This window comes from Streptomyces lydicus (assembly GCF_004125265.1).
Lineage (GTDB): Bacteria > Actinomycetota > Actinomycetes > Streptomycetales > Streptomycetaceae > Streptomyces > Streptomyces lydicus_C.
The window spans coordinates 1,190,045-1,216,597 of record NZ_RDTE01000003.1 but is presented as its reverse complement, the minus strand read 5'-3'; the positions used below and the strand labels follow the sequence as shown (position 1 = coordinate 1,216,597).

The 26,553-nt window shown below is 71.2% G+C and carries 1 protein-coding gene (running past one end of the window); it reads left to right on the top strand.

Annotated elements, in window-relative coordinates:
- Window positions 1-26,531: the 3' portion of a type I polyketide synthase gene (locus tag D9V36_RS41450; RefSeq protein ID WP_206739621.1), read on the top strand. The gene continues 8,218 nt to the left of window position 1, outside the view; 26,531 of the gene's 34,749 nt are visible here — the last part of the coding sequence; the start codon falls outside the window, past its left edge; the stop codon is at window positions 26,529-26,531.
- Window positions 26,532-26,553 lie beyond the last annotated feature (22 nt).

Below are 26,553 nucleotides of genomic sequence, written 5' to 3'. Positions count from 1 at the left end.
CGCTGCGGGGCGGCGAGTGCGAGGCGGCGATCGTCGGTGGTGTCACGGTGATGTCCACGCCGTCCGTGTTCGTCGAGTTCAGCCGCCAGGGCGGGCTCGCGGGCGACGGGCGCTGCAAGGCGTTCGCAGCGGCGGCCGACGGCACGGGGTGGTCCGAGGGCGTCGGTGTGCTGCTGGTGGAGCGGTTGTCGGATGCGCGTCGCAATGGTCATCGGGTGCTGGCGGTGGTGCGGGGTTCGGCGGTGAACTCCGATGGTGCGTCGAATGGTTTGACGGCGCCGAACGGTCCGTCGCAGCAGCGGGTGATTCGGCAGGCGTTGGCGAATGCGGGGTTGTCCACGGTCGATGTGGACGTGGTCGAGGCGCATGGTACGGGTACGAAGCTGGGTGACCCGATCGAGGCGCAGGCGCTGCTCGCCACGTACGGTCAGGACCGGCCGGCCGGCCGGCCGCTGTGGTTGGGGTCGCTGAAGTCGAACATCGGTCACACGCAGGCTGCTTCCGGGGTTGCCGGTGTGATCAAGATGGTCATGGCGATGCGGCATGGAGTGCTGCCCCGGACGCTGCACGTGGACGAGCCGTCGCCGCATGTGGATTGGACGGCGGGTGCGGTCGAGCTGCTGAGGGAGGAGCGGGTGTGGCCGGCGGTCGGGGACCGGCCGCTGCGGGCCGGCATCTCCTCGTTCGGCATGAGCGGCACCAACGCCCACGCCATCCTGGAACAGGCGCCCGAGACGGAGGTCGGAGCCGAGATCGGGACCGACTCGTCCTCGCCCGACGGGGCACTGACGCCCTGGATACTGTCCGCCCACAGCGCCCCGGCGCTGCGGGCGCAGGCCGAACGGCTGTTGACCTTCACCACGTCCGCCCCTGAACCGCGTCTCTCGGATATCGCTTTGTCGCTGGCGGCAACACGTTCGGCACTCGAGTACCGCGCGGTCGTCCTCGGCTGTGACCGAGCCGAGCTGGTTCGAGGCCTTGAGCAGTTGGCCGACGGGGAGTTGGCCGGAGCCGGTGCCGTACGGGGAGTCTCCTCCGAGGGGCGACTGGCGTTCTTGTTCACGGGGCAGGGGGCGCAGCGGGCCGGGATGGGTCGGGGGCTGTATGCGGCGTTCCCGGTGTTTGCGGATACGTTGGATGCGGTGTGTGCGCGGATGGACGGTTTCTTGGATCGTCCGTTGCGTGATGTGCTCTTCGGTGACGGGGAGTTGATCGATCAGACGGTTTACACGCAGGCGGGGCTGTTCGCGCTGGAGGTTGCTCTCTTCCGGCTGTTGGGGTCGTGGGGTGTCATCCCTGATTTCCTTCTCGGGCATTCGATTGGTGAGTTGGCTGCTGCGCATGTGGCGGGTGTGTTGTCGCTGGATGACGCGTGTGCGTTGGTGGCGGCGCGGGGTCGGTTGATGCAGGCGTTGCCGTCCGGTGGGGCGATGCTGGCTGTCGAGGGTGTGGAGTCCGAGGTCGCGGGGGCGCTGGTCTCGTACGAGGGCCGGGTGAGCGTTGCTGCGGTCAACGGGCCGACCTCGGTGGTGGTGTCCGGCGACGCGGATGCGGTCGCGGAGCTTGAGGCGATGTGGCGTGAGCAGGGCCGGCGAGTCAAGCGGCTGACGGTTTCGCATGCGTTCCACTCGCCGCGTATGGACGCGATGCTCGATGAATTCGCTGCTGTGGCAGACGGGTTGGCTTTCCACGTCCCGCGCATTCCGATTGTCTCCAACGTGACCGGGGAGCTCGCCGACGCGGACGAGATCCAGACCCCGGGATACTGGGTGAGGCATGTCCGCGAGGCGGTACGTTTCGCCGACGGCATCCGTTACCTGCACGCCCAGGGCGTCACCCGCCTCTTGGAGCTGGGCCCGGACGGTGTGCTGTCCGCCATGGCCCAGCAGAGCATAGACGTCACCGCGCTCCCTGTGCTGCGCGGCGACCGCGACGAGACGGCATCCGTGTTCACCGCGCTGTCGGCTGCCCATGCCCAGGGCGTGCCTGTGGACTGGGCCGCAGTGGTGGCCCCCCGGGGAGGGCGGGTCGTGGAGCTGCCCACGTATGCCTTCCAGCGGGAGCGATACTGGCCGGCGGGCGGCCGGTCGCGCGTGGGCGATGTTGCCGGTGCCGGCCTCGGTGCTGCCGGGCACCCGCTGCTGGGAGCCGAAGTCTCGCTGGCTTCGGGCGCCGGGGTGGTACTGACGGGACGGTTGTCGGTGTCCGTACAGTCGTGGCTCGCGGATCACCGGGTGCACGGGCAGGTGGTCTTCCCGGGCACAGCGTTCGTCGAGCTCGCGCTGCGGGCCGGGGACCAGGTGGGCTGCGGGCGGCTGGCGGAATTGACGCTGGAAGCACCGCTGGTGCTGCCCGAGCACGGTGCCGTCCAGGTCCAGGTGAGCGTGTCCGGCGAGGCCGGCGCGGACGACCGTACGGTGGAGATCTACTCCCGCGCCGAGCACGGCGACGCGACCTGGGCACGGCATGCCACCGGGCTGCTGACGGTTGAAGGTCCTCTCGTGGAAGGGGAATCGGTGTGGCCTTCGTCGGTTGATGGCGAGGCGCTCGCGGTTGCGGGCATGTACGAGGGGCTGGCGGCGGCTGGGTTGGACTATGGCCCGGTGTTCCGGGGTGTGCGTGCTGCCTGGCGGTCTGGTGAGTCGGTGCTGGCCGAGGTCGTCCTTCCGGAGGGTGAGCAGGAGCAGGTTGGTTCGTATGGGGTGCATCCGGCGCTGCTCGACGCTGCTCTGCACGCCTTGGTGGTGGGCGGGCTGCTGGAGGATGCCGCAGCGGTGCGGTTGCCGTTCGTGTGGCAGGGCGTGTCCCTGTACGCGGCAGCCGCCACCGAACTTCGGGTGCGGCTGACCACCGTCGGACCGGAGGCGATCTCGCTTCAGGGGTACGACGCTTCGGGCGCCCTGGTGGTCTCGGTGGACTCGCTGGTGCTGCGGTCGGTGTCGGCGCAGCAGTTCGCCGTGGAGGCGGATGTCGACGGGTTGTATGGGGTGGAGTGGGCTCGGGTTGTGGTGCCTGAGGGTGCCGATGTTGGTGGGTCTGTTGGGTTGTGTGCGCTGGGTGAGTTGGTGGGTGTGTCGGGTGGGGATGTGGCGGTGTGGTTGCCGTCGTTGTCGTCGTCCGGTGGGCTTGGTGAGTGTGTGGGTCGTGTTCTTGGGGTTGTTCAGTGGTGGTTGGGTCAGGAGGGTTTTGGGGGTTCGCGGTTGGTGTTGTTGTCGCGTGGTGCGGTGGATGTGGGTGATGGCCGTGCGGTGGCGGATCTGGCTGCTGCTGGTGTGTGGGGTCTGGTGCGTTCGGCGCAGTCGGAGCATCCGGGGCGTCTGGTGCTGGTGGATGTGGATGATGTGGAGCCTTCGGCGGAGCAGCTTGCTGCTGTGTTGGGTGTGGATGAGCCCCAGCTTGCCTTGCGTGGTGGTGTGTTGTGGGCGCCGCGTTTGGTGAGGGCGTCGTCGCTTCCGGTGTTGGCTCTTCCGGTGGGGGAGCGGCAGTGGCGTTTGGAGGGTTCTGAGCGGGGCGCGCTGGAAGACCTCGCGCCGGTTGCGGTGGGCTTGCCGGTGGTGGGCGAACTCGCTCCTGGGCAGGTGCGGGTTGGTGTGCGTGCGACGGGGGTGAACTTCCGTGACGTGTTGGTCGCTCTTGGTTCGTATCCGGATGCCACTGCTCTGATGGGTTCTGAGGGTGCGGGTGTGGTCCTGGAGGTCGGTCCCGGTGTTGAGGGGTTGGTGGTTGGGGACCGGGTCTTCGGGCTGTTCAACGGTGGTTTCGGTCCGGTGGTGGTGGTTGATCGGCGTTTGGTGGCGCGGGTGCCGGTGGGGTGGTCGTTCGTGCAGGCGGCGTCGGTGCCGATGGCGTTTTTGACGGCGTATTACGGGTTGGTGGATCTGGGTGGTCTGGGCTCGGGTGAGTCGGTGCTTGTGCATGCGGCTGCTGGTGGTGTGGGTATGGCTGCTGTGCAGTTGGCGCGGCATTTGGGTGCTGAGGTGTTTGCGACGGCGAGTGTGTCGAAGTGGCCGGTCGTGGAGGGTCTCGGGGTTTCGCGTGAGCGGATCGCTTCCTCTCGTGATCTGTCGTTCGAGGACGCTTTCCGTGAGCGGCTGGGCGGGCGTGGTGTTGATGTGGTCCTCAATGCTTTGGCGGGGGAGTACATCGATGCGAGTGCCCGGTTGTTGGGGGAGGGTGGTCGGTTTGTCGAGATGGGCAAGGCCGATCTTCGCGACGCTGGTTCCTTCGCGGACGGGGTTGCGTATAGGGCGTTTGATCTCTTCGATGCGGGTTTGGATCGGTTGGGCGAGATGCTCGCCATCGTTGTGGATTTGTTTGAGCGGGGTGTGTTGTCGCTGTTGCCGGTTCGGGCGTGGGATGTGCGGGAGGTGGTGTCTGCGTTCCGGTTGATGAGCCGGGGTGGGCATGTCGGCAAGAACGTCCTTACCTTCCCTCGTCCTCTCGACCGTGACGGCACTGTTTTGATCACGGGTGGTACGGGTGCGTTGGGTGGTTTGTTGGCCCGGCATCTGGTGACTGAGTACGGGGTGCGTCATCTGGTGCTGACCAGTCGTCGGGGCGGGGATGCTCCGGGTGCTTCCGACCTCCTCACGGAGCTGCGGGGCCTGGGTGCTGAGGTTGTTGCGGTGGCGTGTGACGTCTCTGACCGCGAGGCCCTGGCGGCTGTGCTGGATGGGATTCCGGCTGAGCATGCCCTGACGGGCATCGTGCACACCGCCGGTGTGGTGGATGACGGTGTCTTTGCGTCGATGACGCCTGACCGACTGGCTGCCGTCTTCGCGCCGAAGGCCGATGCGGCGTTGCATCTGCACGAGCTGACCGCTCACCTCGACCTGGCCCTGTTTGCCCTTTACTCTTCCGTCTCCGCGTCCTTCGGGACCGCCGGTCAGGCCAACTACGCTGCCGCCAACGCCGTTCTCGACGCCCTCGCTCATCACCGCCGGGCCCACGGCCTGGCCGGACAGGCCCTGGCCTGGGGGCCGTGGGACCAGAGCACCGCCGGTGGCATGGTCGGCGAACTGAGCCAGGGGGACCGGGAGCGAATGAGCCGCTCCGGATTGCGGCCGCTCACGCCCGAGCGCGGTCTCACCCTGTTCGACCAGGCGTGTCGGACCTCGGCACCGGCCTTGGCCGCCGTCGACCTCGACACCAGTGCCCTTGCCGCCCACACCAATGGCGTCCCGGCGTTGTTGCGCGGGTTGGTGCGGGTGCCGAAGCGCCGTACGGCCGCTGCCGTCGGCCAGGGCGATGGTTCGTCGCTCGCCGGGCGGCTGGCGGGGCTGTCGGTTGTGGAGCAGGAGCGGCAGCTGACCGCTCTGGTGCTGGGCGAGGTCGCGGGCGTGCTCGGCCACGCCTCGGGTGAGGCTATCGAGGCGGGCCGTGCGTTCAAGGAGCTGGGCTTCGATTCGCTGACCTCGGTGGAGTTGCGTAACCGCGTCAACGCCGCGACCGGCCTGCGGCTGCCCGCCACCCTCGTCTTCGACCACCCCACCCCCGCTGCACTGGCGGAGCGGCTGCGCGACGACCTCGTGGCCACGGAAACGGCGTCGGTTCCGACGGTCGTGCGCACGCAGAAGCCGGTCGAGGACGACCCGATCGTCATAGTCGGCATGAGCTGCCGCTTCCCGGGCGGCGTCGCTTCACCGGACGACCTGTGGCGGCTCGTGGAGTCCGGCGCGGACGCGGTCGGGGACTTCCCCACCGACCGCGGCTGGGACCTCACCGCACTCTTCGACACGGAGACCGGCCAGGCCGGCACGTCGTCCACCCGGCAGGGCGGCTTCCTCTACGACGTGGGCAAGTTCGACGCCGAGCTGTTCGGGATCTCGCCGCGCGAGGCGCTCGCCATGGACCCCCAGCAGCGGCTGCTGCTGGAATCCTCCTGGGAGGCGCTGGAGCAGGCGGGCATCGCCCCGCTGTCGATGCGTGGCGAGCAGGCCGGCGTGTTCATCGGCGCGGCCTCGTCCAACTACGGTGTGAGTTACGGCGCCACGGACCTGGTGAACGAGGCCGAGGGCCACTTGCTCACCGGCGCGCTGACGAGTGTGGCGTCGGGCCGGATCGCGTACACCTTCGGGTTCGAGGGCCCGGCGATGACGGTCGACACGGCCTGCTCGTCCTCTCTCGTCGCCCTGCATCTCGCGGTGCAGGCGCTGCGCAATGGTGAGTGCGACCTGGCGCTTGCCGGTAGTGCGACAGCGATGGCGACGCCCGGAATCTTCACCGAGTTCAGCCGTCAGAACGGCGTCGCGCCGAACGGCCGTTGCAAGTCCTTCTCCGCCGAGGCAGATGGCACCGGCTGGGCCGAGGGTGCCGGCGTCCTCGTGGTCGAGCGGCTCTCGGACGCCCGGCGGCGCGGGCACCAGGTGCTCGCGGTCGTACGTGGCACCGCGATCAACCAGGACGGCGCGTCCAACGGTCTGACGGCGCCGAACGGTCCGTCGCAGCAGCGGGTGATCCGCCAGGCCCTCGCTCAGGCGGGACTGACCACGGCCGATGTGGAGGTGGTTGAGGCGCACGGTACGGGTACGAAGCTGGGTGACCCGATCGAGGCGCAGGCGCTCCTCGCCACGTACGGTCAGGACCGCGAGGCGGACCGGCCGCTGTGGCTCGGCACGATCAAGTCCAACATCGGGCACGCGCAGGCTGCCGCTGGCATGGCCAGCGTGATCAAGATGGTCATGGCGATGCGCCACGGCGTCCTGCCGCAGACCCTGCACGTGGACGAACCGTCCCCGCACATCGACTGGTCGTCGGGCGCCGTGGAACTCCTCACCGAGAACCGTCCGTGGCCGCGGACTGCGCGCCCGCGTCGGGCCGGCGTCTCCTCGTTCGGCGTCAGCGGCACCAACGCGCACATCATCCTGGAGGACCCGGCACCGCAAGAGGCCCACGCACCTGGCGCGCGCACCGCTCCGGCGCACCTGCCGTGGCTGCTCTCCGCCAAGTCCGAGGAAGCGCTGCACGCGCAGGCCGACCGCCTGCGGTCGTTCCTGGCGGACCACGAGGACCTGAACCTCCTGGACACCGCCATGTCCCTGGCCACTACGCGGACCGCGCTGTCGCACCGTGCGGTGGTGCTGGCGTCGGACGAGGGCGGCTTCGCCCAGGCGCTGTCCGAGCTGGCTCAGGGCCGACGGGCGAGCAACGTCGTGCTCGGTACGGTCGAGTCCGGTGGCCTCGCGTTCCTGTTCACGGGGCAGGGGGCGCAGCGGGCCGGGATGGGGCGGGGGCTGTACGAGACGTTCCCGGCCTTCGCGGAGGCGCTGGACGCGGTGGCGGAGCAGCTGGACTCCCAGCTGGACCAGCCGATCCGGGAGGTTCTCTTCGGTGACGGGGAGCTGATCGACCAGACGGTTTACACGCAGGCGGGATTGTTCGCGCTGGAGGTTGCTCTCTTCCGGCTGCTGGAGTCGTGGGGCGTACGTCCCGACTTCCTCCTCGGGCATTCGATCGGTGAGCTGGCTGCCGCGCACGTCGCCGGAGTGCTGTCGCTGGACGACGCGTGCACCCTGGTTGCCGCGCGGGGCCGGCTGATGCAGGCGCTGCCGTCGGGTGGGGCCATGCTCGCCGTCGCGGGCGAGGAGTCCGAGATCGCGGAGGTGCTGTCCTCGTACGAGGGCCGGGTGAGCATCGCGGCGGTCAACGGGCCGACCTCGCTCGTGATCTCCGGAGACGCGGATGCGGTCACGGAACTGGAGACCGCGTGGCGCGCCGAAGGCCGGAGGGTCAAGCGGCTGACGGTCTCGCACGCCTTCCACTCGCCGCGTATGGACGCGATGCTCGACGAGTTCGCTGCTGTGGCAGCAGAGCTGACCTTCCATGCCCCGCGGATACCGATCGTCTCCAACGTGACCGGGGAGCTCGCCGACGCGGACGAGATCCGGACCCCGGGTTACTGGGTGAGGCACGTCCGCGAGGCGGTACGTTTCGCCGACGGCATCCGGTACCTGACCGACCAGGGTGTGACCACGCTCGTCGAGCTCGGCCCGGACGGTGTGCTGTCGGCCATGGCCCAGCAGACCGCCGACCTGCGTGCGGTTCCTGCCCTGCGCGGCGACCGCGACGAGACCGAAACGCTCTTCACCGCGCTGGCGAGCGTCCACGTGCACGGCACTGGGGTCGACTGGGCCGCGGTCCTCGCCCCGTACGACGGGCGGACCGTCGCCCTGCCCACGTACGCCTTCCAGCGCCGGCACTACTGGCCGCGCGAGTCCCCCGTGACCGGCGACGTCAGCACTGCCGGTCTCGGCGTGATGGGGCACTCCCTGCTGGCCGCCGGAGTCACACTCGCCGGAGGCGAAGGGTCCGTCTTCACCGGGCGGCTCTCGCATGCCTCGCACCCGTGGCTGGCCGATCATGTCGTCCACGGGCAGGTCGTCGTCCCCGGCACCGCCTTCGTGGAGCTCGTCATCCGTGCCGGCGACCAGCTGGGTTGCGGGCACCTGGACGAACTCATCCTCGAAGCTCCGCTCGTGCTGCCCGCCGACAGCGCCGTCCAGGTCCAGGTCACGCTCGACAACCTCGACGGCCAGGGGCGACGGGCGTTCGCGGTGTACGGGCGAGTGGATGCCGTCGCAGGTTACGCCGGCTGGTCCGACCAGCCATGGACCTGCCACGCCAGGGGGGCCCTCATGCCCGCCGAGGCGGTACGGGCCCCGATTCCTTACGACACGGGCGCCCCGGCCCAGTGGCCGCCAGCCGGCGCCGTCGCGGCCGACGTCGACGGCATGTACGCCGATCTGGATGTGGTCGGGCTGCGCTACGGCCCGGTGTTCCAGGGGGTGCGCGCGGTGTGGCTGCGCGGCGCGGACGTGTTCGCCGAAGTCCGGCTGCCCGAACGCGAGGAGAGCCAGGCTGCGCGGTTTGGGATGCACCCGGCGCTGCTCGACGCCGCTCTCCAGGCGGCCGCCGTGGCTGCGCTGAAGGGGGGCGACGGCACCGGTGTCGGCCTGCCGTTCTCGTGGTCCGGTGTCTCGCTGTGGGCCTCCGGGGCCGCAGCGCTCCGGGTCCGTATCTCCCCGTCCTCTGACGGCGGGCTCTCGGTCCACGGCATGGACGCCGACGGGGCGCCGATCGTGTCCGTCGACGCGCTCGCTGTACGGCCCGTGGCTGCCGACCAGCTGCGCCGGCCGGCAGCCACCGACGAGCTGTACCGGGTGGACTGGATCCGTACCTCGAATCCTGCCGACCGTCAGGCCCCGACGGCGCGCTTCGCTGTGCTCGGCGCGGACGCTCTCGGCGCTGCCGAGGGACTGAGGGGTGCGGGCGCGGTGGTGCATTCCGTGGCCTCGGTCGACGACCTCGCCGACGAACTGCCGGAGGCGGCGGTCCTGTCCGTCGGCGGAGCAGCCACTCTCGACGTGTTGCCGATTCTGCAGAGCTGGTTCGGCGACGAGCGCTGGGAGGGCGTGCCGCTGGCCGTGGTGACACGTGGTGTGGTGGATGTCGGTGACGGCGATGCGGTTGCGGATGTGGCTGCTGCTGGTGTGTGGGGTCTGGTGCGTTCGGCGCAGTCGGAGCACCCCGGGCGTCTCGTCCTCGTGGACGTGGACGGCGGCGCCGCCTCGTGGGCGGCGCTGACCGGAGTCCTCGCCAGTGGAGCCGGTGCTGAGGGTGTTCTCGCCGGAGGTGAGAACCAGCTCGCGGTGCGTGACGGTGGTGTGCTGGCTGCGCGTCTGGTGAAGGGTGGCGGTGGCCTGGTCCTGCCGACCGGAGGTGAACCCTGGCGTTTGGAGGGTTCTGAGCGGGGCGCGCTGGAAGACCTCGCGCCGGTTGCGGTGGGCTTGCCGGTGGTGGGCGAACTCGCTCCTGGGCAGGTGCGGGTTGGTGTGCGTGCGACGGGGGTGAACTTCCGTGACGTGTTGGTCGCTCTTGGTTCGTATCCGGATGCCACTGCTCTGATGGGTTCTGAGGGTGCGGGTGTGGTCCTGGAGGTCGGTCCCGGTGTTGAGGGGTTGGTGGTTGGGGACCGGGTCTTCGGGCTGTTCAACGGTGGTTTCGGTCCGGTGGTGGTGGTTGATCGGCGTTTGGTGGCGCGGGTGCCGGTGGGGTGGTCGTTCGTGCAGGCGGCGTCGGTGCCGATGGCGTTTTTGACGGCGTATTACGGGTTGGTGGATCTGGGTGGTCTGGGCTCGGGTGAGTCGGTGCTTGTGCATGCGGCTGCTGGTGGTGTGGGTATGGCTGCTGTGCAGTTGGCGCGGCATTTGGGTGCTGAGGTGTTTGCGACGGCGAGTGTGTCGAAGTGGCCGGTCGTGGAGGGTCTCGGGGTTTCGCGTGAGCGGATCGCTTCCTCTCGTGATCTGTCGTTCGAGGACGCTTTCCGTGAGCGGCTGGGCGGGCGTGGTGTTGATGTGGTCCTCAATGCTTTGGCGGGGGAGTACATCGATGCGAGTGCCCGGTTGTTGGGGGAGGGTGGTCGGTTTGTCGAGATGGGCAAGGCCGATCTTCGCGACGCTGGTTCCTTCGCGGACGGGGTTGCGTATAGGGCGTTTGATCTCTTCGATGCGGGTTTGGATCGGTTGGGCGAGATGCTCGCCATCGTTGTGGATTTGTTTGAGCGGGGTGTGTTGTCGCTGTTGCCGGTTCGGGCGTGGGATGTGCGGGAGGTGGTGTCTGCGTTCCGGTTGATGAGCCGGGGTGGGCATGTCGGCAAGAACGTCCTTACCTTCCCTCGTCCTCTCGACCGTGACGGCACTGTTTTGATCACGGGTGGTACGGGTGCGTTGGGTGGTTTGTTGGCCCGGCATCTGGTGACTGAGTACGGGGTGCGTCATCTGGTGCTGACCAGTCGTCGGGGCGGGGATGCTCCGGGTGCTTCCGACCTCCTCACGGAGCTGCGGGGCCTGGGTGCTGAGGTTGTTGCGGTGGCGTGTGACGTCTCTGACCGCGAGGCCCTGGCGGCTGTGCTGGATGGGATTCCGGCTGAGCATGCCCTGACGGGCATCGTGCACACCGCCGGTGTGGTGGATGACGGTGTCTTTGCGTCGATGACGCCTGACCGACTGGCTGCCGTCTTCGCGCCGAAGGCTGACGCGGCGTTGCATCTGCATGAGCTGACCGCTCACCTCGACCTGGCGATGTTCACGCTGTACTCGTCGATCGCGGCGACCTATGGTTCGCCGGGTCAGGCCAACTACGCTGCCGCCAACGCCGTTCTCGACGCCCTCGCTCATCACCGTCGGGCTCATGGCCTGGCGGGTCAGTCGCTGGGTTGGGGCCTGTGGGAGCAGGTCAGCGGGATCAGCGGTCACCTCAACGAGGCCGATCTCGCCCGGATCGAGAAGCTGGGCGGAGGGCTGTCCACCGCGGACGGTCTCGCGCTGTTCGATGCCGCGCTGGCCTCGGTTCCCGCCCACGTACTGCCGGTACGGCTGAACCTGTCCGGAATGAAGGACCGGGCCGAGGTGCCGGCGCTGTTCCAGGGCCTGGTCCGGACACCGCTGCGGCGTGCGCTGGCGGCGGCCGGGGTGGACGGTTCGTCGCTCGCCGGGCGGCTGGCGGGGCTGTCGGTTGTGGAGCAGGAGCGGCAGCTGACCGCTCTGGTGCTGGGCGAGGTCGCGGGCGTGCTCGGCCACGCCTCGGGTGAGGCTATCGAGGCGGGCCGTGCGTTCAAGGAGCTGGGCTTCGATTCGCTGACCTCGGTGGAGTTGCGTAACCGCGTCAACGCCGCGACCGGCCTGCGGCTGCCCGCCACCCTCGTCTTCGACCACCCCACCCCCACCGCGCTTGCTGAGCATCTGCGCGGTGAACTGGTGGGAGCGGACGTGGCCGCAGCGGTGCGCTCGGCGGTCGCCGTGCCACTGGACGACGATCCGGTGGTGATCGTCGGCATGAGCTGTCGGTTCCCGGGAGGCGTCACTTCCCCCGAGGACCTGTGGCGGCTCGTGCTATCCGGTGCGGATGCGATCGGGGACTTCCCGACGGACCGTGGCTGGGACCTTTCCGCTCTGCTCGACGTGGAGTCCGGTGAAGCTGGTACCTCCAGCACGCGGCAGGGCGGCTTCATCTACGACGTGGGCGAGTTCGACGCCGCACTGTTCGGGATCTCGCCGCGCGAGGCACTCGCGATGGACCCCCAGCAGCGGCTGCTGATGGAGGCGTCCTGGGAGGCGCTGGAGCGGGCGGGCATCGCCCCGTTGTCGCTGCGCGGTGAACAGGCCGGCATCTTCATGGGTGTTGCCAACTCGCTTTACGGCGGGTTCGGCGGGCAACTCCCGGCGGAGATCGAGGGCCTCTCCCTGACAGGCACGTCGACCAGCGTGGCGTCGGGCCGGATCGCGTACACCTTCGGGCTCGAGGGCCCGGCGATGACGGTCGACACCGCGTGCTCGTCCTCTCTCGTCGCCCTGCACCTCGCCGTGCAGGCGCTGCGCAACGGCGAGTGCGACATGGCACTCGCGGGCGGTGCCAACGTGATGGCGAAGCCGGGCATCTTCACCGAGTTCAGCAGGCAAGGCGGTGTGGCGGCCGACGGGCGCTGCAAGTCCTTCTCCGCCGAGGCCGACGGCACCGGCTGGGCTGAGGGCGCGGGCGTCCTCGTGGTCGAGCGGTTGTCGGACGCGCGCCGCAAGGGCCACGAGGCCCTCGCGGTCGTACGTGGTACCGCGGTCAACCAGGACGGCGCGTCCAACGGTCTGACGGCGCCGAACGGCCCCTCCCAGCAACGCGTGATCCGCCAGGCCCTCGCCAATGCCCGACTCTCGGCCGTCGACGTGGACGCGGTCGAGGCGCACGGTACGGGTACGAAGCTGGGCGACCCCATCGAGGCCCAGGCGCTCCTCGCTACCTATGGCCAGGAGCGGGAGGCGGACCAGCCGCTGTGGCTGGGGTCGCTGAAGTCCAACATCGGGCACGCGCAAGCCGCAGCCGGTATCGGTGGCGTGATCAAGATGGTCATGGCGATGCGGCACGGGATTCTGCCGCGGACGCTGCACGTGGACGAGCCCTCGCGGCACATCGACTGGGCGTCGGGCGCTGTGGAGCTGCTGACGGAGAACCGGGCGTGGGAGGCGCAGGGCCGGCCGCGCCGGGCAGGTGTGTCGTCGTTCGGCGTGAGCGGTACCAACGCCCACGTCATCCTCGAAGGCGCCGAGCCGGTACAGGAGGCCAAGAGCGGAAGGACGGCGCAGACGGCTCCCCGGCTGCTGCCGTGGCTGCTCTCGGCCAAGTCCGAGGAGGCGCTGCACGCCCAAGCCGACCGCCTGGGTACGTTCGTGGGGAGCCGTGACGGCCTCGGCCTGGCCGACGTCGCCGGATCGCTGGTCACTACGCGGACCGCGCTGTCGCACCGTGCGGTGGTGCTGGCGTCGGACGAGGGCGGCTTCGCCCAGGCGCTGTCCGAGCTGGCTCAGGGCCGACGGGCGAGCAACGTCGTGCTCGGTACGGTCGAGTCCGGTGGCCTCGCGTTCCTGTTCACGGGGCAGGGGGCGCAGCGGGCCGGGATGGGGCGGGGGCTGTACGAGACGTTCCCGGCCTTCGCGGAGGCGCTGGACGCGGTGGCGGAGCAGCTGGACTCCCAGCTGGACCAGCCGATCCGGGAGGTTCTCTTCGGTGACGGGGAGCTGATCGACCAGACGGTTTACACGCAGGCGGGATTGTTCGCGCTGGAGGTTGCTCTCTTCCGGCTGCTGGAGTCGTGGGGCGTACGTCCCGACTTCCTCCTCGGGCATTCGATCGGTGAGCTGGCTGCCGCGCACGTCGCCGGAGTGCTGTCGCTGGACGACGCGTGCACCCTGGTTGCCGCGCGGGGCCGGCTGATGCAGGCGCTGCCGTCGGGTGGGGCCATGCTCGCCGTCGCGGGCGAGGAGTCCGAGATCGCGGAGGTGCTGTCCTCGTACGAGGGCCGGGTGAGCATCGCGGCGGTCAACGGGCCGACCTCGCTCGTGATCTCCGGAGACGCGGATGCGGTCACGGAACTGGAGACCGCGTGGCGCGCCGAAGGCCGGAGGGTCAAGCGGCTGACGGTCTCGCACGCCTTCCACTCGCCGCGTATGGACGCGATGCTCGACGAGTTCGCTGCTGTGGCAGCAGAGCTGACCTTCCATGCCCCGCGGATACCGATCGTCTCCAACGTGACCGGGGAGCTCGCCGACGCGGACGAGATCCGGACCCCGGGTTACTGGGTGAGGCACGTCCGCGAGGCGGTACGTTTCGCCGACGGCATCCGGTACCTGACCGACCAGGGTGTGACCACGCTCGTCGAGCTCGGCCCGGACGGTGTGCTGTCGGCCATGGCCCAGCAGACCGCCGACCTGCGTGCGGTTCCTGCCCTGCGCGGCGACCGCGACGAGACCGAAACGCTCTTCACCGCGCTGGCGAGCGTCCACGTGCACGGCACTGGGGTCGACTGGGCCGCGGTCCTCGCCCCGTACGACGGGCGGACCGTCGCCCTGCCCACGTACGCCTTCCAGCGCCGGCACTACTGGAGCTCCGGCCTGGCAGGCAGTGGGCTCGGTGCCGGGCTCGGGCATCCGCTGCTCGACAGCGCCGTGTCCCTGGCCGACGGCGAGGGCGTGGTGCTGACCGGGCTGCTGTCCGCCGGCACGCACCGCTGGGTGGCCGACCACAAGGTGCACGGCCGTACGGTCGTCCCCGGCACCGCGTTCCTGGAACTGGCGCTGCGCGCCGGCGAGCAGGTCGGCTGTGCCGGGCTGACCGAACTCACCCTGGAGGCGCCGCTTGTCATGCCCGAGCGGGGCACCGTCGAAGTACAGGTCAGGGTGGCCCCCGGGGACGAGGGCGACGACCGGCCGCTGACCGTGCACTCCCGGCCCGAAGGCGCGGGGACCTGGGTCCGGCACGCTGCCGGTGCGCTGGCGGCGGGAGCCGCCGGCGCCGAGGCGTTCGAGCTGGCCGTGTGGCCGCCCGAGGGCGCCGAGCCGGTGGCCGTCGACACCCTGTACCAGCGGCTGGCCGAGAGCGGCCTCGATTACGGGACGGTGTTCCAGGGGATGCGCGCCGCCTGGCGCGCGGGCGACGACATCTTCGCCGAGGTCGTCCTGCCGGACACGGCCCGGCAGGACGCCGAGCGGTCCGGGATCCACCCGGCGGCGCTCGATGCCGTACTGCACTCGCTCGCCCTCGGCGGGAACGCCGAGGGGACCGCGCGGCTCCCGTTCGTCTGGTCCGGTGTGAGCCTGTACGCCGCCGGTGCCTCCGTGCTGCGTGCCTGGATCACGCCGGTCGGGCCCGACGAGGTCGCGCTGCGCCTCGCGGACGCCTCGGGGCGGCCCGTGGCCGAGGTCGCCTCGCTGACCCTGCGCGCGGCGACCGCCGAGCAGCTGGCTCAGGTGGGCAGGGCGGGCACCGTCGACACGCTGTTCGCGGTGGACTGGGTCGAGCGGGCGGCACCCGCGGAGTCGGCTTCGCACGCGGTCGACGTGGTGGTTCCGGAGGTACGTTTCGACGCGGAGGGCGCGATCGTTCTCGATCCCCCGGCCGGGCCGGACGAGCCGTTCCCCGCACTCGTGTACGCCGACTTCACCGAGGAGGGCCCGTCGGACGGCGCTGCCGTCCACGTCCGTACGCACCAGGCGCTCGCGCTCCTGCAAGCCTGGCTGGGCGAGGCGCGGTTCGCCGCGTCCCGGCTGGTCGTCGTGACGTGCGGTGCCACGGCAACCGGCGACGGCGACGACGTCACCGACCTGGCGGGTGCCGCCGTGGCCGGACTGGTGCGCAGCGCGCAGACGGAGAACCCGGACCGGTTCGTGTGGCTCGACGTGGACGGGGACTCGGGCAGTGCTCGCGCGTCCGGCGACGTCCTCGCCCGCGTCCGCACCCTCGACGAACCCCAGCTGGCCCTCCGATCCGGCACCTTGTACGCCGCCCGGCTCGTCCGAGCCCTGCCTGCGGGCACCGCGTCCGCAGCCCGGGAGTCCGTCCGCTGGAGCGCCACCGGAACCACTCTCGTCACCGGTGGCACCGGCGCCCTCGGCGCACACCTGGCCCGCCACCTGGTGACCGAACACGGCGTCCGCCACCTCGTCCTCACCAGCCGCAGGGGCCCCGACGCTCCGGGCGCCACCGAACTTGTCGCAGAACTCCTCGAGTTGGGTGCGGACACGGCTGTCGCGGTGGCCTGCGACGCATCCGACCGGGACGCGCTCGCCGCCGTACTCGACACGATCGGGGCCGAGCACCCGCTGCGCGCGGTCGTGCACGCGGCCGGTGTCCTGGACGACGGCACGATCGACTCGCTGACCCCGGAGCGGCTGGACCTCGTCCTGCAGGCCAAGGCCGACAGCGCGCTGCACCTGCACGAGCTGACGCTGGCGAGGGACCTCTCGCTGGACGCGTTCGTCCTGTTCTCGTCGGCTTCGGCCGCCTTCGGCACCGCAGGCCAGGGCAACTACGCGGCCGCCAACGCCCTCCTGGACGGCCTCGCCCAGCACCGGCGCGCCCACGGGCTGCCCGCCCTCTCGCTGGCCTGGGGCCCGTGGGCGGGCGACGACGGCATGGCCGCCCGGCTCGGCAGGGCCGAGCGGGCCAGGATCACCGCACTCGGCGGGGCACTCTCCGTCGAACAGGGCCTGGCCCTGTTCGACCTGTCCGCTGGCGTCGGCCGCGCAGTCGTCGTACCGATGGCCATGGACCTCGCAGGGGCAGCCGCCCCGCGCGGCCTGGAAGGAGCGGCCCTGCTGCGCGGCCTGGTACGCACGGTGCGCCGCCGGGCCGAGGACCGCTCCCTGCCGTCCGGTTCGGCGCTCGCCCAGCGGCTTGCCGTCCTCGCCGAGCAGGAACAGACACGCCTCATGGGCGACGTGGTGCTCACCGAGGTCGCGGACGTACTCGGTCACGCCACCTCCGGCGCGATCGAGCCCCGACGCTCCTTCACCGACCTCGGCTTCGACTCGCTGATCGCGGTGGAACTGCGCAACCGGCTGGCCGCCGCGACCGGACTGCGGCTCTCCGCCACCCTCGTCTTCAGCTACCCGAACCCGGAGACCCTGACCGAGTACCTGCGGAGTGAGCTGGCCGGACGTACGGCCGTCGCCCGCCGGGACGCCGCCGCTCCGGCCCGCACCGGCGCGGGCACGGGCGACGACCCGATCGTTATTGTGTCGATGAGCTGCCGCTACCCCGGCGGGGTGCGCACGCCCGAGGAGCTGTGGCAGCTCGTCCGCGAAGGCGGTGACGGGATCTCCGAGTTCCCGGTCAACCGTGGCTGGGACCTGGAGCGGCTCTTCCACCCGGACCCCGACCGGTCCGGCACCAGCTACACCCGCGAGGGCGGCTTCCTGCACGACGCGGACCGGTTCGACGCCGGGCTGTTCGGGATCTCGCCGCGCGAGGCGCTCGCCATGGACCCGCAGCAGCGGCTGCTGCTCGAGCTGTCCTGGGAGACCTTCGAGCGCGCCGGCATCGACCCCACGTCGGTGCGCGGTACCTGCACCGGAGTCTTCGCCGGAGTCATGTACCACGACTACGCGTCGAGCATGGCCGCCGTACCCGAGGACGTGGAGGGGTACGTCGCGACGGGCAGCGCCGCCAGTGTGGTGTCGGGCCGGGTCGCGTACGCCTTCGGACTGGAGGGCCCGGCGGTCACGCTGGACACCGCGTGTTCCTCGTCGTTGGTCGCCCTGCACTGGGCCAGTCGCGCGCTGCGCGACGGCGAGTGCGACATGGCGCTGCTCGGCGGCGTCACCGTGATGGCGAAGCCGGACACCTTCGTGGAGTTCAGCAGGCAACGCGGACTCGCCAGGGACGGGCGCTGCAAGTCCTTCGCCGCCGGAGCCGACGGCACCGGCTGGTCGGAAGGCGCGGGCGTGCTGCTGCTGGAGCGGCTGTCGGACGCGCGCCGTAAGGGGCACCAGGTGCTCGCGGTCGTACGGGGTTCGGCGGTCAACCAGGACGGCGCGTCCAACGGACTCACCGCTCCCAATGGGCGTTCCCAGGAGCGCGTCATCCGCGAGGCGCTTGCCGCCTCCGGGCTCACCACCGCGGACGTGGACGTGGTCGAGGGCCACGGCACCGGTACGGCACTGGGCGACCCGATCGAGGCACAGGCACTTCTCGCCACGTACGGCCGGGAGCGGGACGCGGACCGGCCGCTGTGGCTGGGCTCGCTGAAGTCCAACATCGGCCACACCCAGGCCGCCGCCGGTGTCGGCGGCATCATCAAGATGGTCATGGCCATGCGCCATGGTGTCCTGCCGCGGACCCTGCACGTGGACGAGCCCTCGCCGCACATCGACTGGTCGTCGGGCGCCGTGGAGCTGCTGACGGAGAACCGGGCGTGGGAGGCGCAGGGCCGGCCGCGCCGGGCGGGCGTCTCGTCGTTCGGCATCAGCGGTACCAACGCACACGTGATTATCGAACAGCCGGAGCCGGAGCCGGAGCCGGAGCCGGAGCCGGAGCCGGAGCCGGAGCCGGAGCCGGAGCCCGTTGCGGACTCGGACGCACCGGCCCCGCAGCACCTGCCCCTGCTCCTCTCCGCCGGTTCGTCGGAGGCCCTGTCGGCTCAGGCGCAGCGACTCCTCGCCTTCTTCGACGCGCATCCGGAGCAGATACCGGTACGTGTGGGACGGGCCCTGGCGACGGGCCGGGCGATGCTCGACCACCGGGCCGTCGTGCTCGGTTCGGACCCTGACAGTCTCCGGCGGGGGCTGGCGGATCTCGCCGGGGGCAGGACCGATTCCCGGGTGGTACAGGGGCTCGCGGGCCCCGGGAAGACGGCGTTCCTGTTCACGGGGCAGGGGGCGCAGCGGGCCGGGATGGGGCGGGGGCTGTATGCGGCGTTCCCGGTGTTCGCGGGGGTGTTGGATGCGGTGGCGGAGCGGTTGGACTCCCTGTTGGATCGTCCGTTGCGGGAGGTCCTGTTCGGTGACGGGGAGTTGATCGATCAGACGGTTTACACGCAGGCGGGGCTGTTTGCGCTGGAGGTTGCTCTCTTCCGGCTGTTGGAGTCGTGGGGCGTCACCCCTGACTACCTTCTCGGGCATTCGATCGGTGAGTTGGCTGCCGCGCATGTGGCGGGTGTGCTGTCGCTGGACGACGCGTGCGCGCTCGTGGCAGCGCGTGGCCGGCTGATGCAGGCGCTGCCGTCCGGCGGAGCGATGCTCGCCGTCGAGGGCGTGGAGTCCGAGATCGCGGAGGCCCTGGTCTCGTACCAGGACCGTGTCAGCATCGCCGCGGTCAACGGGCCCACCTCGCTCGTGGTGTCCGGTGACGCGGATGTTGTCGCGGAGCTTGAATCCACCTGGCGTGAGCAGGGACGGAGGGTCAAGCAGCTGACCGTTTCCCACGCGTTCCACTCGCCGCGCATGGACGCCATGCTCGACGAATTCGCCGTGGTGGCCGGGGATTTGGACTTCCGTGCTCCCCGGATCCCGATCGTCTCCAATGCGAGCGGCACGCTCGCCGACGCGGACGAGATCCGGACCCCTGACTATTGGGTGAGGCATGTCCGTGAGGCGGTGCGTTTCGCCGACGGCATCCGGTACCTGACCGATCAGGGCGTGACCACGCTCATCGAGCTGGGCCCGGACGGAGTCCTTTCCGCCATGGCCCAGCCGACCGCCGACCTCCACGCGGTTCCCGCCCTGCGCGGCGACCGCGACGAGACCGAAACGCTCTTCGCCGCCCTCGCCACCGCCCACACCCATGGCACCCCCGTCGACTGGGAGGCGTTCTTCGCCCCGTACGGCCGGGGTGACGGTGACAGCGGTACGGTCGCAGGACTCCCGACCTACGCCTTCCAGCGCGAGCGGTACTGGGTCGACGCGCCCGTCGGAGGTGCCGGTGCGGACGTCCTGGGCGACGCCGCGCTCGCACAGTTCTGGCACGCCGTGGACTCCGAGGACCTCGCGGCCCTGACCGGCACGCTGCGACTGGGCGGGGACGCCCCGCTCAGCGAGGTGCTGCCGGCGCTGTCCTCCTGGCGCCGCGGGCGGCAGGAGCGGTCCGTGGTGGAGGCGTGGCGGCACCGGGTCGGCTGGCAGCCGGCCGGGGACGTTCCGGCCGGTTCGCTCTCCGGGACGTGGCTGCTGGTGGGTGCGGGAGACGCCCTCGCCGCCCCCGTCGGGGACGCGCTCCGGCGGGGCGGGGCCCACGTCGTGGAGATCGAGGGCGCCGGGGACGACCGCGAGCGGCTGGCGCTGCGCCTGCGGGAGGCGGGGCGAGCGGTCGGACAGGTCGCCGGTGTGGTGTCCGTCCTCACCGACGTACGCTCCGACGAGCCGTCCGGGTTCGCACCGTACGGCACTGACGGAAGCGCCGTGCCTGCCGCGCTTATAGGCACCCTGTTGCTCGTCCAGGCACTGGACGACGCGGACCTGAACGCTCCGCTCTGGTGCGTGACTCGGGGAGCCGTCTCCGTGGGGCGCTCCGACGCGCTCGACAGTCCCGCGCAGGCTCAGATCTGGGGGCTCGGCAGGGTCGCCGCGCTGGAGTACCCGCAGCGGTGGGGCGGCCTGGTCGACCTGCCCGAGGTGTTCGACGACCGGGCCGGGGCCCGCCTGGTGGCGGTTCTCGCCGATGCGGCCGAGGACCAGGTCGCCGTACGCGCCTCCGGCACGTTCGTACGCCGTCTGCGGTCCGCCCCGCTGCCCTCGGGTGCGGCGGCGGAGCCCTGGCAGCCGTCCGGAACCGTACTGCTCACCGGTGCGACCGGCGCCCTCGGCGCGCACGTAGCGCACTGGCTTGCCGACCGGGGTGCGCGACACCTCGTCCTGACGAGCCGTCGCGGACCCGACGCGCTCGGTGCCGCCGAACTCGTCGCGGAGCTGGCCGAACGCGGCACCGCCGCCACCGTCGTGGCCTGCGACGCCGCGGACCGGCAGGCGCTTGCCGCGCTGCTCGCGGACCTGCCGGGGGAGGCGCCGCTCACGGCCGTGTTCCACCTGGCCGGGCATCTGGACGACGGCGTGCTGGGCGCACTGACGCCCGAGCGCCTCGCCCCGGTGCTGCGGGCCAAGGCCCTTGCCGCCCGCAACCTGGACGAGCTGACGCGCGGGACGGAGCTGGACGCGTTCGTCCTGTTCTCCTCGCTCACCGGCACCCTCGGCAACCCGGGCCAGGCCGGCTACGCGGCGGCCAACGCCCACCTGGACGCCCTGGCCGAGCAGCGCCGGGCCGCCGGACTGCCCGCCCTGTCCCTCGCCTGGGGCCCGTGGGCCGACGGCGGCATGGCCGACGACGACCTCCTCGTGCAGCGGTTGGTGCGCGCCGGTACGACGCCGATGTCCCCGGCCCAGGCGATCACTGCCCTGGGCCACGCGATGGACGGCGGCGACACGGTGGTCTCGATCGCCGACATGGAGTGGCCGCGCTTCGTGAGCGGCTTCACCGCGGTGCGGGACAGCCGGCTGTTCGACGAATTGCCGCAGGTACAACAGGAGTTGGCGTCCATCGGGACCGGCGCCGCGAGTGCCCGCGGTCAGGCGGCGGAGCTGCGGCAGCGGCTCGCGTCCGAGGGAGCGGCCGAGAGCGAGCGGCTCCTCCAGGAACTGGTGTGGCAGCAGGCCGCCGCGGTGCTCGGCCACGCGTCGGCGGGCGCGATCGAAAGGGACCGGGCGTTCCGGGAGGTCGGCTTCGACTCGCTGACCGCCGTGGAACTGCGCAACCGGCTGGCCGCCGCGACCGGTCTGGCCCTTCCGGCCAGCCTGGTCTTCGACTACCCGAACCCTGCCGCGCTCGCCGGACACCTGGGCGAGAAGCTGGCAGTGGGCACGGAGGCGACTCCCGTGCACGCCGAGCAAGCCGATGCGTCCGGTGACGGCGCGGCGGCCGACGACGCCATCGCCGTCGTCGGCATGAGCTGCCGCTTCCCGGGCGGAGTACGCAACCCCGAGGAGTTCTGGCAGCTCATCGTCCAGGGTGTGGACGCCGTCGCGGACTTCCCGGCCGACCGCGGCTGGGACCCGAGGGCACACGCCGGGGCGGACTACGCGCGCCGAGGGGGCTTCCTCACCGGGGTGGCCGACTTCGACGCCGCGCTGTTCGGCATCTCGCCGCGCGAGGCGCTCGCCATGGACCCGCAGCAGCGGCTCCTGCTCGAAACGAGCTGGGAGGCGTTCGAAGGCGCCGGGATCGATCCGACGTCGCTGCGCGGCAGCCGTACCGGAGTCTTCGCCGGTACGAACGGCCAGGACTACATCTCGCTGCTCGCGAAGGCCACCGACGACGGACTCGAAGGTCACCTGGCCACTGGGAACTCGGCTGCTGTCATGTCCGGCCGGCTCTCCTACTCGTTCGGCCTGGAAGGCCCGGCGATGACCGTGGACACGGCGTGCTCCGCCTCCCTGGTCGCCATGCACCTGGCCGCCCAGGCGCTGCGTCAGGGCGAGTGCACGCTGGCGCTGGCGGGCGGTGTGACGGTGATGTCCACGCTGGACGCGTTCACCGAGTTCAGCCACCAGCGCGGCCTCGCGGCCGACGGGCGGTGCAAGCCGTTCGCGGCCGGCGCCGACGGCACCGGCTGGGGCGAGGGCGTCGGCATGCTCGTCCTGGAGCGGCTGTCCGACGCGCGGCGCAACGGACACCAGGTCCTCGCCGTACTACGCGGCTCCGCCGTCAACCAGGACGGCGCGTCGAACGGACTGACCGCGCCCAACGGTCCCTCGCAGCAGCGGGTGATCCGGCAGGCCCTGGCCAACGCGCGACTGTCGGCCGCCGAGGTGGACGTGGTCGAGGCACACGGCACCGGCACCGCGCTGGGCGACCCGATCGAGGCGCAGGCCCTGCTCGCCACGTACGGCCAGGACCGGCCGCAGGACGAGCCGCTGCTGATCGGCTCGGTCAAGTCGAACATCGGTCACACGCAGGCCGCCGCCGGTGTCGCCGGCGTGATCAAGATGGTCATGGCGATGCGGTACGGAGTGCTGCCCGCGAGCCTGCACGTGGACGAGCCCTCGCCGCACGTCGACTGGTCTGCGGGCGCGGTCCGGGTGGTGACGGAGAACCGGCCGTGGGAGGCCGAGAACCGGCCACGCCGGGCGGGTGTGTCGTCGTTCGGCATCAGCGGCACCAACGCACACGTGATCATCGAACAGCCCGAAGCGGAACCCGCGCCGGAGTCCGGCTACCGGGGCGTGCTGCCGTGGGTCCTCTCGGCGCAATCCGACGAGGCGCTCCGCGGACAGGCGCGACGGCTGCGGTCGTTCGTGTCCGGATCCGCGGCCGGACCCGTGGCCGGGGGAGACCAGGGCGGCGAAGAGGCCCACGGGCAAGGTCTCGCGCCCGTGCACGTCGGCTGGTCGCTCGCCGCGTCGCGGGCCCGGCTGACCCACCGGGCCGTGGTGATCGCGGACGGGACCACGGGCTTCCTGGACGGGCTGACCGCCATGGCGGACGACTCGCCCGCACCCGAGGTCGTGCGCGGCTCGGCCCTGGCAGGAGCATCGCTGGCCTTCCTGTTCACGGGGCAGGGGGCGCAGCGGGCCGGGATGGGCCGGGGGCTGTATGCGGCGTTCCCGGTGTTTGCGGATGCGTTGGATGCGGTGTGTGCGCGGATGGATGGCGCTCTGGAGCGTCCGTTGCGTGATGTGCTCTTCGGTGACGGGGAGTTGATCGATCAGACGGTTTACACGCAGGCGGGGCTTTTCGCGCTGGAGGTTGCTCTCTTCCGGTTGCTGGAGTCGTGGGGTGTCATCCCTGATTTCCTTCTCGGGCATTCGATTGGTGAGTTGGCTGCTGCGCATGTGGCGGGTGTGTTGTCGCTGGATGACGCGTGTGCGTTGGTGGCGGCGCGGGGTCGGTTGATGCAGGCGTTGCCGTCCGGTGGGGCGATGTTGGCCGTTGAGGGTGTGGAGTCCGAGGTCGCGGGGGCGCTGGTCTCGTACGAGGGCCGGGTGAGCGTTGCTGCGGTCAACGGGCCGACCTCGGTGGTGGTGTCCGGTGACGCGGATGCCGTCGCTGAGTTGGAGGTTGTGTGGCGTGAGGCGGGTCGTCGGGTCAAGCGGCTGACGGTTTCGCATGCGTTCCACTCGCCGCGTATGGACGCGATGCTCGATGAATTCGCTGCTGTGGCAGACGGGTTGGCCTTCCACGTCCCACGCATTCCGATTGTCTCCAACGTGACCGGGGAGCTCGCCGACGCGGACGAGATACGGACCCCCGCCTACTGGGTCCGCCACGTCCGCGAAGCAGTCCGCTTCGCCGACGGCGTCCAGTACCTGCACGACCGGGGCGTCACCACGCTCGTCGAGCTCGGCCCCGACGGAGTCCTCTCCGCCATGGCCCAGCAGACCGCCGACCTCCACGCGGCCCCCGTCCTGCGCGGCGATCGCGACGAGACCGCGACGATCCTCACGGCCGTCGCACAGGCCCATGTGCGAGGGGCCGGGGTCCGGTGGAGCTCGGTCTTCGACGGCTGGGGCGGCCGACGGGTCGACCTGCCCACGTATGCCTTCGAACACCGCCGCTACTGGCCCGAACTGCCGCCCCACCCCAGCGGGTCGAGCACCCTCGACGCCTGGCGCTACCGCGTGTCCTGGACCCCGGTCCGGGACACGGAAGCGGCCTCGCTGTCCGGGACGTGGCTGATCGCCACGGCCGCGGGGGCGGCCGGCCAGGACCGGGCGTACGAGGACCTGGCGGCGGCCTTGAGCCGGGCGGGTGCCCGTACCGACCGCATCGAGCTGCCCGCCGGTGAGGAGCGCTCCGTGCTCGCCGCCCGGCTGCGCACCGCGGCCGGCACCGGCGGGATCGCCGGAGTGCTCTCCACGATCGCCCAGGACGAGACGCCGAACTCCGGGGCCCCGAGCGCTGCCGCCGGCCTCACGTCGACGGCGACCCTGGTCCAGGCACTGGCCGACGCCGAGGTCGACGGGCCGCTGTGGGTCCTGACCCGTGGCGCCGTGTCCGTGGGAGCGGCCGACGTGCTCACCGCTCCGGTGCAGTCGCAAGTGTGGGGCTTCGGCCGAGTCGTCGCGCTGGAACAGCCGCGCCTGTGGGGAGGACTGATCGACCTGCCTGTGCCGGCGAACGGGACGGTGGCGAGCCTGGTCGACGACCGGACCGCCGCACGCCTGGTGGCGGTCCTCGCCGACGGCACCGAGGACCAGGTGGCGATCCGCGGCACGGGCGTCCTCGCCCGCAGGTTGCTGCGCGACCCGCTGGCCGACGACCGGCCGGCCGCACGGCCCGAGGACCCGGCCGCACGGTCCGAGGACAACGAGTCCTCCGTGGAGGCGGAGTCGTCCGCCAGGCTCACGGATTCCGCCGACGGCACGCGCCCCTGGCAGCCGTCCGGGACAGTCCTCGTCACCGGAGGCACCGGTGCGCTCGGTTCCCGTGTCGCTGGCTGGCTTGCCGACCGGGGTGCGCAGCGACTCGTCCTGACGAGTCGACGCGGACCCGCCGCACCGGGGGTCGACGCACTGGTGGCGGACCTCGCCGCGCGCGGTGCGCAGGCCACCGTGGTGGCCTGCGACGTGGCCGACCGGAACGCGCTCGCGGCCGTACTCGAGGCGATTCCGGCCGCACACCCGCTAACCGCGGTGGTGCACGCGGCGGGCATCGTGGACGACGGCATCGTGGACGCGATGACGCCGCAGCGGCTCTCCTCCGTGCTGTCCGCGAAGGCGATGGGTGCCGCGCACCTGGACGCGCTCACTGAAGGCATGGACCTCGACGCCTTCGTGCTCTTCTCCTCTCTCGCGGGCATGCTCGGCAACCCGGGCCAGGCCAACTACGCGGCCGCCAACGCCTACTTGGACAGCCTTGCCGAACAGCGCCGGGCGCGCGGACTCGCCGCGACATCCGTCGCGTGGGGTCCCTGGGCTGAGGCCGGCATGGCCGACGAGCAGGTGGCCGCGGCCGGCGGGCACCGGACCGGGGTCGGTGCGCTGGACCCCGAACTGGCCCTCACCGCACTGGGGCAGGCCGTTGACCACCGCGACTGCGTGGTGGCCGTCGCGGACATCGACTGGGCGGCGCTCGCGCCGGGCCTGACCGCCGTACGGCCGATTCCGCTGCTGGAGCACCTGGTGGGGGCACCGGGCGCGGAAGCCGGCGCCGTGACTCCGGAGACGGGGACGGACACGGGCCCCGCCCGCGCCACCGCCCTGCGCGCGGAGCTGGCGGCGGCTGCCGGGCCCGAGGGCGAGCAGATCGTCCTCGACCTGGTCCTGGAGGAGACCGCGCTGGTGCTGCGGCACGGCTCGGCAGGCGAGATCGACGCGGAACGGCCGTTCCGCTTCCTCGGCTTCACCTCGCTGGCCGCCGTGGAACTGCGCAACGCCCTCTCCGCCGCGACCGGACTCACCCTCCCGGTCAGCCTGATCTTCGACCACCCCACCCCAGCGGCGGTCGCGGAGTTCCTCCGCGCCGGACTCGCCCCGGAAACGGCACCCCCGGGCACCGGCTCGATCCTCGCCGAGCTGGACCGCCTCGAGTCGACGCTCGCCGCACAACTGCCGGAAGGTGACGAGGCGGAGGCTCTCGCGACCCGGCTGGAGAACATTCTGTCCAGACTCCAGGTCCCGCACCAGGAAAACTCCAAGGTCGCTGAGAACGCGGACAGCAAGCTCGAGGAAGCCTCGGTGGATGACCTCCTGGAGATCATCCAGAGCGAGTTCGGAAAGTCCTGACCCGACGTAGCAGAAGGTTCCC